Source organism: Cupriavidus sp. WS (assembly GCF_000395345.1).
Lineage (GTDB): Bacteria > Pseudomonadota > Gammaproteobacteria > Burkholderiales > Burkholderiaceae > Cupriavidus > Cupriavidus basilensis_B.
On record NZ_AQPL01000150.1, the window covers coordinates 1 to 8,807 of the forward strand.

5 protein-coding genes are annotated in these 8,807 nt (G+C 73.5%); all 5 read right to left on the bottom strand.

What is annotated here, in order from left to right:
• A partial coding sequence (gene cobN, locus K206_RS0113625; RefSeq protein ID WP_020202960.1) for a cobaltochelatase subunit CobN occupies positions 1-2,373 on the bottom strand: 2,373 nt, incomplete at its 3' end.
• A 15-nt stretch (positions 2,374-2,388) separates the two neighbouring features.
• The gene (cobW, locus tag K206_RS0113630; RefSeq protein WP_020202961.1) at positions 2,389-3,453 is read right to left on the bottom strand and encodes a cobalamin biosynthesis protein CobW; all 1,065 of its coding nucleotides are present in this window, start codon (positions 3,451-3,453) and stop codon (positions 2,389-2,391) included.
• A gap of 151 nt (positions 3,454-3,604) precedes the next feature.
• Positions 3,605-7,687 (bottom strand): cobaltochelatase subunit CobN, encoded by a 4,083-nt coding sequence (locus K206_RS0113635; RefSeq protein ID WP_020202962.1) that lies wholly within the window; start codon positions 7,685-7,687, stop codon positions 3,605-3,607.
• On the bottom strand, positions 7,684-8,142 hold the full coding sequence (locus tag K206_RS0113640; RefSeq protein ID WP_231401605.1) for a DUF2149 domain-containing protein: 459 nt from the start codon (positions 8,140-8,142) through the stop codon (positions 7,684-7,686). The genes K206_RS0113635 and K206_RS0113640 overlap by 4 nt, the downstream gene beginning before the upstream one ends.
• Positions 8,094-8,807 (bottom strand): MotA/TolQ/ExbB proton channel family protein (locus K206_RS0113645; protein WP_369796888.1); only part of this gene is annotated, 714 nt, incomplete at its 5' end. The genes K206_RS0113645 and K206_RS0113640, both read right to left, overlap by 49 nt.

Here is an 8,807-nt window from a genome sequence, read left to right on the forward strand (position 1 = left end):
GAGCCGCTCGCGCGTGTCGCCGTGGTGGCGCCACGCGCCGGCGTCGACGGCCGCCAGCGGCGCCGGGCGCGGGCCCTGCCACGGCGCGCCCCAGTCCGCGTCGAGCGGATCGAAGCCCTCGCCCAGGCCGAGGTCGGCGGCCAGCGCCGTCAGCAGGCCCGCTTGCGCGCCGCGGCCGTCGCCGCTCGGGAAGCGGCCCAGCGCGAGCAGCGTGTCGCGCCGCTGGCGCCCTTGCGGCGACACGCCGAACACGTGCAGGCCGTCGCGGATCTGCGATTCCTTGAGCTCGCACAGGTAGGCGTCGGTGCGGTTGAGCAGCGCGTCCTCGCCGTCGCTGTCGGCCGGCGCGTCGAGTCCCAGCTCGCGGTGCAGCTGCTGCTCGACGATCAGATTGAGGATGGACTTGCGCAGCAACCGCGCGCGGCGCGGGTCCACCGCCAGCGCCTCGTAGTATTCGTCGACCTGGCGCTCCAGGTCCTGCAGCGGGCCGTAGTTCTCGGCGCGCGTGAGCGGCGGCATCAGGTGGTCGATGATGACCGCCTGCGCGCGCCGCTTGGCCTGCGCGCCCTCGCCGGGGTCGTTGACGATGAACGGGTAGAGATGCGGCAGCGGGCCGAGGATGGCGTCGGGCCAGCAGGTGTCGGCCAGCGCCACGCTCTTGCCGGGCAGCCATTCCAGGTTGCCGTGCTTGCCGACGTGGACGATGGCATCGGCGCCGAACGCATGGCGCAGCCAGAAATAGAAAGCCAGGTAGCCGTGCGGCGGCACCAGTTCCGCGTCGTGGTAGCTGGCGTAGCCGCACGTGCCGGCCTCGCCGGCCTCGCCGGGCAGCGCATGGTCGCGCGCTGGCTGCAGGCCGACGAACAGGTGGCCGCTGCGCACGCCGGCGATCATGAAGCGGCCCTGCCGCACCATCGGGTCCTGCTCCGGACTGCCCCATTGCGCGGCGATGGCGCGCTGGTTCTCTTCGGGCAGGCCGCGCAGGTGGCGCAGGTAGTCCGCCATCGCCAGGCTCTGGAAGGCCGGGCGCCAGCCGTGCTGGGCGAGGTCGTTGGTGATGCCCTGCGTGAGCCCGCGCATCAGCGCGTCGCCGTCGGCGGGCAGGCCTTCGCAGTGATAGCCCTGCTCGCGCAGCATGGCGAGGATGCCGACCACCGAGGCCGGCGTGTCGAGGCCCACGCCATTGCCGATGCGCCCTTCGCTGGACGGATAGTTGGCCAGCACCAGCGCCACGCGCTTGTCCGCGTCGGGCAGCTCGCGCAGGCGGCACCAGCGCCGCGCCAGCTCGGCCACGAAGGCGATGCGCCCGGCGTCGGGCTGGTAGCGCACCACGTCCACCTCGGTGTGCGGGCAGCGGTAGGCCAGCCCCTTGAAGCTGACCGCGCGCGTGATGATGCGGCCGTCCACCTCGGGCATGGCGATGTGCATGGCCACGTCGCGCGCGCCCAGGCCCTGGTTGTCGCGCAGCCAGTCCTCGCGGTTGCCGCCGCTGAGCACCACCTGCAGCACCGGCGCGTCGCCGGCCAGCGCCATCGTCCCGGGCGCGTCGAGCGAGGACACGGCGAAGGCCGTGGTGTTGAGCACCAGCGCCGCGCCATGCTCGGCGCAAAGCTGCTGCAGGACCTCGCGGCACAGCGTGTCCTTGAGCGAGTTCACCGCCAGCGGCAGCGGGTTGAGGCCCTCGGCGCGCAGCGCGGCGATCAGCGCGTCGAACACCGCGGTGTTGCCGGCCTGCAGGTGCGCGCGGTAGAACACCAGCGCCGCCACCGGCGCGCCGGCGCGCCAGTCGCGCTGCCAGTCCGTCATCGTGGCGACGCCGTGCGCCGGATGGTAGAGCGCGGCCTGCGGCAGCACGCGCGGCTGCAAGGCCGGCTCGCCCCAGCCGAACGCATGGTGCGCGAGGCAGCGGAAGAACTGCTCGGCGTTGTCGGCGCCGCCTTCGCGCAGGTAGCGCCACAGCGTATTGGCCAGCGCCGCCGGCGCGTTGCCGCGCGCGAGCAGGTTGGCGTCCTCGGCGAGGTCGCCCGAGAACATCACCAGCAACTGGCCGCGCGCGCGGGCGAGCTCGGTCAGCCGCTCCAGGCCGTAGGCCCAGTCGCTGTCGCCGCCGAGGTGGTCCACCACCACCACGCTGGCATGCTGCAACACGTCGTCCACGTACAGGTCGAGCGAGGCCGGCTGGCGCAGGTACATCTGGTTGGCCAGCCGCACCGTGGGGAAGTCTTCGCCCAGGCGCGGAAACACGCCGGCCAGCAGCGACAGCGTGGTGTCCGCCGCGCTCAGCACCACGATGCGCGCCGGGCTCTGCGCGATGCGCACCACGCCGGCATTGTCGTCGACGAAGCCGCCCGGGCGGGTGGAAAGCAGGTGCATGCGCGTGGCGGCGCGTCAGCCCTGCGCCGTGGCGAGCGCGGCTTCGAGGGCCGCCTGCAGCGTGGCCCGCTCGAGGTCCTGGCCGATCAGCACGATGCGCGTGGCCTGCGCCTCGCCCGGCTGCCAGCGGCGGTCGAAGTAGCCGTCGAAGCGGCGGCCCACGCCATGCAGCACGAGGCGCATGGGCTTGCCGGGCAGCCGGGCAAAGCCCTTGACGCGGTAGATGGTGTGCTGCTCCACCAGTTGCTGCAGGGCGCCGACCAGATGCTCGCGCTCCACCTCGCCGAGCTCCACCACCACCGAATCGAATTCGTCGTGATGATGGTCCGGGTCGTCCGCCGAGCCGTGGTGATCCGGGCGCAGGTGGATGGTGTCCTCGGAGGCGCGGTTCAGCCCGAGCAGCAGCGCCACGTCGAGCTTGCCGCCCTGCGCGCCGACGATCTTCACCTCGGCGGGAATCTCGGGGCGGATCAGCGCTTCCACCTCGGCGCGCTGCGCGGCGTCGATCAGGTCGGTCTTGTTGAGGATCACGAGATCGGCCGAGCCGAGCTGGTCCTCGAACAGTTCGTGCAGCGGCGATTCGTGGTCGAGGTTGGGATCGGCCTTGCGCTGCGCGTCCACCGCGTCGGGGTCGGCGGCGAACTGGCCGGCCGCCGCGGCGGCGCCGTCGACCACCGTGACCACCGCGTCCACGGTGAATGCGTTCTTGATGCTGGGCCAGTTGAAGGCCTGCACCAGCGGCCTGGGCAGCGCGAGGCCGGAGGTCTCGATCAGCACGTGGTCGATGTCGGCGCGGCGCTCCAGCAGTTGCTCCATCACCGGGAAGAACTCTTCCTGCACGGTGCAGCACAGGCAGCCGTTGGCCAGTTCATAGAGCTGGCCGTTGCTCTCGCCCGTCTCGTCGCAGCCGATGCCGCAGCCCTTGAGGATCTCGCCGTCGATGCCGAGCTCGCCGAACTCGTTGACGATCACCGCGATGCGGCGCCCGCCGGCGTTCTCGAGGATGTGGCGCAGCAGCGTGGTCTTGCCGCTGCCGAGGAAGCCGGTGACGATGGTGGCGGGGATCTTGCTGGTCTGCATGATGGTGGCGGGCTCGGGAAATCGGGCGTCTGGAGAGGCCGCGGCCGGGCTGCGGCGCGCGGCGGAAGCGAGGCGGACAGCATAAAGACATCGCGCGGGGCTGTCCACCGCCGCGGCATCAATGCGGCATCAGCCCGGCATTAATGCGAAATCAGCGCGATCGCCGCGGGCGCCGGCCGCGGCGCCATTCCGCGCCGGCCCCGGCGGCGACCAGCAGCGCCATCAGCGCGGCCACCTCCCACGCTTCGCGCGCCCGCACGCCGGAAAGTGGTGCCGAAGGCGCGAGCTGGATGACGCGCGACTCGAGCACCCGGCCGGCCACGTGCTCGGTGGCGGGTGCCGGCGGCGCGGATGGTGCCTGCGCCGGCTTCGCCGCCGGCACGGCCGGGGCCTTCGCCACGCCGTGCCGCGCGGGCGCGGCGCCCGGCCCCGCCGACGGCTCGCGCCCCGGCATGGCCCGCGCCAGCCGCTCGCCGAACGCGCGCAGCGCGTCCACCGGCACGCGCGCCTGCTGGCCCAGCCCGGCGATGTACTGCATCAGCGCCGGATTGCCGCAGCTATTGGCCGTGCACGACAATCCGTCACGGTTGACCGAGGCCACGTAGCGCCGCGCCATGTCCGCGCGCTCGGCCGCCGTGAAGCGGTAGCTGCCCTGCCGGTCCACTTCCAGCAGGCGCGCCAGGATGCCTTGCCGCGCATGCGGATTGCTGCGCGCGAAGAAGCGGTCCATGTCCATGCCGAGCTTGTCGGCCACGTAGACGTCGTAGGTCTGCTGCCAGAAGTCGCCGCTCATCTGCTCCGGGCTGGTGGCCTGGAAGCCGTAGAGATGCTCGATCTCGCGGGCCATCTCGCGCGCGCCGGCATAGCCGGAGCGCTGCATGCCGGCGATCCAGCGCGGGTTCCAGTTGCGCGCGTTGAGCTCGGTGGCCAGCCACGTGCGCGCGTCCACGGTCTCGGCCTCGGCCGGGCGGCGCAGGTTGTGCAGCCAGAAGCGCGGCGCCTGCCCGCTGACCGCGCGCGTGGCGAGGTTGAGGCCGCCGGCGTACTGGTAGGTGTCGTCGTTGTCGAGCGCGCCGTAGAGCGTGCTGGCGCGCGAGAACAGCACGGCCTGGTTCGACTTGAGATGGCTGGCGAGCGCCTGCGGCGCGGTCTCGCCCCAGCCTTCGGCGGAGAACGCGAAGTTCATGTAGCGCAGGTATTGCTGCGCCAGCGCCTGCCCGGCCGGCTCGCCGGGCCGGGCCACGGGTCGGGCCACATCGAGGCTCTGCTCCACCATCTGCTGCACGCCGATGCCGTAGTTGCCGGGCCTGGCGGCGAACACGCGCGCGCGCGCCAGGCGCCCGGCCAGCGGCGGCGCCACGCCGGCGGCCAGCAGCGCGGCCTCCGCTTCCCGGTCGTGGCGGCTGACGGCGTTGTCGCCGGCCGCCGCGGCCAGGCGCGCGGCCTTGTCCAGCAGCGCCACCTTGTCGCCGAAGCCGTCGCGGTAGATGCCGGAGATGGTGAACAGCACGTTGACGCGCGGGCGCCCCAGTTGCGCATCGGGAATCAGCCGCACGTCCTCGACCACGCCGCGCGCGTTCCAGACCGGCTCCACGCCCATCAGGTAAAGCGCCTCGCTTTCCATCGCGCCCTGGTGGCGCTCGGTCTCGCCGTAGAACAGCACCATCGAGACCTGTTCGGGCACGGCGCCGGTCTCGGCGCGGTAGCGCGCCAGCGTCTGCCGCGCCAGCGCCTTGCCGACTTCCCACGCGGCCGGCGTGGGGATGAACGCGCCGTCGAAGGCATGCAGGTTGCGCCCGGTCGGCAGGCCCTGCGGCGTGCGCACCGGATCGCCGAGCGGCGCGGTCGGCAGGTAGCGGCCCGCGAGCACCGTGACCAGTCCGTCGAGCTCGCTCCGCGGCGAGGCGCGCAGCCCGGCCAGCCATTCGCGCGCGGCGGCCAGCGCGGCCCCGGCCTTGTCCGCCAGCGGCGGCGGCAGGTCCGCCGGATCCGGCTCGCGCCCGTCGAGCAGCGCGCCGGACCAGCCGGCCAGCGTGTCATGGCCCAGGCGTTTGCGCTCGTCGGCGCCGAACGCGCTGTCCAGCACGGTGGCCAGCGCCTGCCGCTGGAAATCCGGCGGCGGCAGTTCGCCCAGCACATGGATGCCCTGCGGTATCGGCTCGGCTTCCACCTTGTGCAGGAAGCGGTGGACCACCGGCTCGACCTGCTCCCACGGCGCGGCAAGGTCCACGCCGAGCTGGCGGTCCAGGCCCAGCGCGCGGATCTGCGCCTGCGCCTGCAGGCGGTATTGTTCGGCCAGCGCGGGCGCGCCGTCGGCGGTGGCTTCCTGCTGCTCGATCACCTCGTCGAGCTTCGCCAGCGCGGCCGGCATGCCGGCGCGGGTCAGCAGCGGGGTCAGGTGGCTGACCAGCACGGCGGCGCTGCGGCGCTTGGCCTGGATTGCCTCTCCGCCGCCGTCCTGGATGTAGTAGTAGGCGTTGGGCAGGTCGCCCAGCAGCACTTCCGCGCTGTCGTCGCCGGCCTGCCCGGCCTGCTTGCCGGGCAGCCATTCGAGCGTGCCGTGGCGACCCACGTGGACCACCGCGTCGGCGCCGAACGCATGGCGGTACCACAGGTAGGCGGCGATATACGAATGCGGCGGCGGCGTGACGGTGTCGTGCGACGTATCCAGCGCGCGCGCGAAGGTGGAGCGCAGCGGCTGCGGCCCGACGAACAGGTTGCCGAAGCGCAGGCCCGGGATCACGAAATCCTGCCCGCCGCGGCCGTCGTCCACCAGCATCAGCGGATTGCGCTCGGGCGGGCCCCACGCGGCCAGCACGGACTGGCGGAAGGCCGCGGGCAGCGCGTCGAACCAGCGCTTGTACTGCGCCATCGGCAGCAGCGTGACGCGCCCGCGCGCGACCATCTCGCGCAGCTCGCCCGGCGACCATGCCTCCATGTTGCGGCCGTTGCGCTCCAGCAGCGCGGTCAGCCCGGCCTCGTCCGGCAAGGCGGTGCCGGCCTGACCGGTCTGGTAGCCGGCCGCGCGCAGGCGCGCCATGATCCGCGCCAGCGACGGCAGCGTGGCCAGGTAGCTGGCGCCGATGTTGCCGCTACCGGGCGGGTTGTTGTAGTAGAGGATGGCGACGCGCTTGTCCGCGGCCGGCTTGTCCTGCAGCGCGATCCAGCGCCGCGCGCGCGCCACCGCGGCGTCGGCGCGCTCGGGCACCGCGCGGCTGGCCTTGGCGCCGTTTTCGTCCTCCAGCGTGGCGAACAGGATCGGCTCGCTGGCGCCGGCGCGCTCGGGCGTGTTGAGCAGCAGCGGCAGGCGCTCGCCGGCGATGCCGCGCGCATCGGCGCGCCACGCGGCCTGGCTGTCGCGCGTGGCGATCAGGTTGATGGCGTGCACGCCGTGGCGCTCCAGCCAGGCCTTGTCCTCGGCGCGGCTGATGGTGAGGTTGAGCGTGAACAGCGCGCGCAGCGGGCTGCGGCCATCGATGGTCAGCGCGGCGTCCAGGCTGGACAGCGGCCAGCCGAACACGGGCACGGCGCCGATGCCCTGCCGTTCGAGCGCGGCCACCAGCGCGTCGATGTGGGCCAGGTCCTGCTGGCGGTAGTTGCTGGCGTAGAAGGCGATGCCGGCCAGCGGCGCGCCGGCGGGCAGGCCGCCGTTGGCGCGATACCAGTCCAGGTATGCCGGCAGCGTGGCGAACACCTGCGCGGCGCGCGGGTGGTAGATGCCGGCCGCGGGCAGCGGGCGCGGCGCCGGCACGGCGATGGCGTCCGTGCCGCGCAACTGCGCCACGGTCCACGCCAGCCAGCCGGCCAGGTTGTCGGCGCCGCCGGCGCTCCAGTAGGCCTCGGCCGCCGGGCCGCGCGCGGCGTCGAGGCCGATGCCCCAGGCGGCTTCGGCGGCGGCGGCCGGCGCGGCCAGCACCAGCGCGCCGCGCTGCCTGGCCTGGCGCACGGCCGGGGCCATCTGCTTCAATACGGCAGTGGGCGCGAAGTAGGCGTAGATGGCATCGGCGGCGGCGATCTGCGCCGCGTCGGGCGCGGCGGTGACCGCCTGCAGCTCGACGCGGCCCGGGCCGGCCAGCTCGCGCAGGCGCGCTTCGGCGGCGGGCAGCAGATGGGTGTTGGTGGTGACCACCAGCACGCGCACCGGCGCCGCGGCCCGCGCCTGCGCGCACGCCAGCAGCAGCCAGCCGAGCAGGACCAGCGCGGCCGGCAGCCAGCGTTGCCGCGCCAGCCTCATTTGCCCGCGCCCGCCGTGGCCGGCTGCGCGCCTTCGGGCACGTAGACCACGCTGCCGTCCGGCAGCCGGTAGGCCACGCCAAGGCGCGTGCCGTCGCCCGCCTTCTGCTGCGCGGACAGCTTGCTGACCTTCACTTCCTTGCGGTTCTTCTCGATCAGTTGCAGCTCGCCCGTGCGCGGGTCGCGCTGGACCAGCGTGAAGCGCGCATCGGGATCGAGCAGCTGGGTCAGACCGAAGGCCTGCGTGAGCGCCACCATCAGGCCCACGGCGAAGACGATCGAGGCATCGAACAGGTTGGCCACGCCGGCCAGCGGGTCTTCGCGGTGCACCGAGGCCAGCTCGCCCTGCGCATGGCGGCGGCGCACGAAGCGGCGGCGCCGGAAACGGTGTCCGTGGCCGGCCTCCATCAGGCTCGCGCCCCCGCCGCCGGCAGCGCGCGCAGCACCAGCTCGCACAGGTTCTCCATCTCCTTGAGGTCGGCGCGCGCCCAGCGCTCGCGCGTGAGCGTGAGCACGTAGGCGATGCCGCCCAGCACCAGCCCGCACACCACCGCGCCGAAGCCGATCACGAGGTGGTTGACCATGCCGGCCATGTCGCCGGCCAGCAGCGCCTGCAGCGCCGGCCCGAGCGGGATGATGGTGCCGGCCAGCCCCAGCATGGGCGCGATGCGCACCAGCGTGCGGGTCAGGTCGAGGCGGTTGGCCACGCGCATTTCCTCACGCTGCAGCGTCTCGTCGAGCCACAGGTCGAGGTGCTCGTGCGAATCGAGGCGCGCCAGGCGGCCTTCGAGCAAACCCCAGAAGCGCGCCAGCGCGGGCGACATCGGCAGCGCGCGCCACTGCGCCTGCGCGCCGTGGCGCAGGCCGGCGGCGAGCGCGTTGGCCAGCGCCGGCAGGTCGGTGCGCGGCGCGGCGGCGCGCCGGCGCGACTGCACCAGCAGGCTGCCGAGGTCCGCCAGCGACAGCACGAACAGCACCAGCAGGGCCAGCGCGACGGGCCAGAAGAACGCCGCGGAAAGGCGATAGAAGATCTCGGTGACGGCGCTTTCCATCGTGATTGTCAGCGGGGAGATGAGATGAGGCGGCAAGGCCCGCGGCAGCCGCGCGCGGGTGCCGGCAGG

Coding starts and splice junctions, on each gene's coding strand:
- K206_RS0113635 (WP_020202962.1), bottom strand. CDS start 7,687: ATGAGGCTGGCGCGGCAACGCTGGCTGCCGGCCGCGCTGGTCCTGCTC.
- cobW (WP_020202961.1), bottom strand. CDS start 3,453: ATGCAGACCAGCAAGATCCCCGCCACCATCGTCACCGGCTTCCTCGGC.